The following is a 2,500-nucleotide window of genomic DNA, read 5'->3' as shown; positions in this document are numbered from 1 at the left end:
TCTATCCATGTCCAGGGTGAAAGGAAGGTAACACTTCGTGGAGGCCCGAACCCACTGGCGTTGAAAAGCCAGGGGATGAGGTGTGGATAGGAGTGAAAGGCTAATCAAACTCGGAGATAGCTGGTTCTCCCCGAAATATATTTAGGTATAGCCTCGTGAAGTAAGTGATGGGGGTAGAGCACTGGATGGGCTAGGGGTCTTACCGGATTACCAAACCTAACCAAACTCCGAATACCATCAACTGTTATCACGGGAGTCAGACTGCGGGTGATAAGATCCGCGGTCGAAAGGGAAACAGCCCAGACCGCCAGCTAAGGTCCCAAAATCTACGCTAAGTGGAAAACGATGTGGAAATGCCCAGACAACCAGGAGGTTGGCTTAGAAGCAGCCACCCTTTAAAGAAAGCGTAATAGCTCACTGGTCGAGTGGGTCTGCGCGGAAAATGTAACGGGGCTCAAGCGTAGTACCGAAGCTGCGGATTCGAATCTTAAGATTCGAGTGGTAGGGGAGCATTGTGTAAGCCTGTGAAGGTCGACCGCGAGGACGGCTGGAGGTATCACAAGAGATTATGCTGACATGAGTAGCGAAAAACAAGGTGAGAAACCTTGTCACCGAAAACCCAAGGTTTCCTACGTAAAGGTAATCTGCGTAGGGTTAGTCGGTCCCTAAGGCGAGGCCGAAAGGCGTAGTTGATGGGAAACAGGTTAATATTCCTGTACCACCTGTTGTTGCGATGGGGGGACGGAGAAAGGTAGACGATCCAGGCGCTGGTTGTCCTGGTTTAAGGCCGTAGGTGTGGGAAGGAGGCAAATCCCTTTCCCTTTAACGCTGAGAGCTGATGACGAGGGGGTATCCCCGTAAAGTCGTTGATCCTATGCTTCCAAGAAAAGCCTCTAAGCTTCAGACAGCAGGTGACCGTACCGTAAACCGACTCAGGTGGGTGAGGATAAATGTCCTAAGGTGCTTGAGAGAACACTGGTTAAGGAACTCGGCAAAATGATACCGTAACTTCGGGAGAAGGTATGCCCTTTTAGGTGATGAGACTTGCTCTCTGAGCTAAAAAGGGTCGCAGAGAAATGGCGGTAGCGACTGTTTACTAAAAACATAGGACTCTGCAAAGTCGCAAGACGACGTATAGGGTCTGACGCCTGCCCGGTGCCGGAAGGTTAAGGGGATTTGTTAGCCGCAAGGTGAAGCTTTGAACCGAAGCCCCGGTAAACGGCGGCCGTAACTATAACGGTCCTAAGGTAGCGAAATTCCTTGTCGGGTAAGTTCCGACCTGCACGAATGGCGTAACGATTTCCGCGCTGTCTCAACCAGTGGCTCAGCGAAATTGAATTCTCGGTGAAGATGCCGAGTACCCGCGGTAAGACGGAAAGACCCCGTGCACCTTTACTACAGCTTGACAGTGACATTCGAATCAGTTTGTGTAGGATAGGTGGGAGGCTTTGAAGCTGGGACGCTAGTCTCGGTGGAGCCAACCTTGAAATACCACCCTGGTTGGTTTGGATGTCTAACCCAGGTCCGTCATCCGGATCGGGGACACTGTCTGGTGGGTAGTTTGACTGGGGCGGTCGCCTCCCAAAGAGTAACGGAGGCGCGCGAAGGTTCCCTCAGGCTGATTGGAAACCAGCCGTAGAGTGTAAAGGCATAAGGGAGCTTGACTGCGAGACCAACAAGTCGAGCAGGTACGAAAGTAGGTCTTAGTGATCCGGCGGTTCTGTATGGAAGGGCCGTCGCTCAACGGATAAAAGGTACGCCGGGGATAACAGGCTGATCTCCCCCAAGAGTTCACATCGACGGGGAGGTTTGGCACCTCGATGTCGGCTCATCGCATCCTGGGGCTGAAGTAGGTCCCAAGGGTTTGGCTGTTCGCCAATTAAAGCGGTACGCGAGCTGGGTTTAAAACGTCGTGAGACAGTTTGGTCCCTATCTACCGTGGGCGTAGGATACTTGAGAAGAGTTGACCTTAGTACGAGAGGACCGGGTTGAACGTACCTCTGGTGTTCCAGTTGTTCCGCCAGGAGCAGTCGCTGGGTAGCTATGTACGGAAAGGATAACCGCTGAAAGCATCTAAGCGGGAAGCCTCCTTCAAGATTAGGTATCCCTGGGAGCAATCCCCTAAAGGCCCGTTGTAGACCACAACGTTGATAGGCCGGGTGTGTAAGTGCAGCAATGCATTCAGCTTACCGGTACTAATCGGCCGTGAGGCTTGACCATAAAAATTATTTTAGAGGGGGGTGGACCTCCACCCCCCGATTATCGAAGCTGTCAGCATACAAAACCTACAGTGAACTTAAACTATGCGATTGTGAGAAACGATACGCGAAGAGGTACAACGACCTCCAAGCCAAGAGTTTCTCTGTGGCAATGCCGAGAGGGTCACACCTGTTCCCATCCCGAACACAGAAGTTAAGCCTCTCTGGGCCGATGGTACTGCACGGGTAACTGTGTGGGAGAGTAGGTCGCCGCAGGGAATTTAATTGAAAAGCCCCACCGT

The 2,500-nt window shown here is 52.1% G+C and carries 2 rRNA genes (1 of these 2 cut by a window edge); both read left to right on the top strand.

Annotated features, from left to right (window positions below):
- Window positions 1-2,220: ribosomal RNA gene (locus tag GMST_RS21940) — 23S ribosomal RNA — on the top strand (it extends 737 nt beyond the left edge of the window).
- 140 nt (window positions 2,221-2,360) lie between these two features.
- Window positions 2,361-2,477 (top strand): 5S ribosomal RNA (gene rrf / locus GMST_RS21935).
- Window positions 2,478-2,500 lie beyond the last annotated feature (23 nt).

It is taken from the genome of Geomonas silvestris (assembly GCF_014193515.1).
GTDB lineage: Bacteria > Desulfobacterota > Desulfuromonadia > Geobacterales > Geobacteraceae > Geomonas > Geomonas silvestris.
The sequence above is the reverse complement of the archived record's forward strand: the minus strand, read 5'-3'. Positions and strand labels throughout refer to the sequence as shown.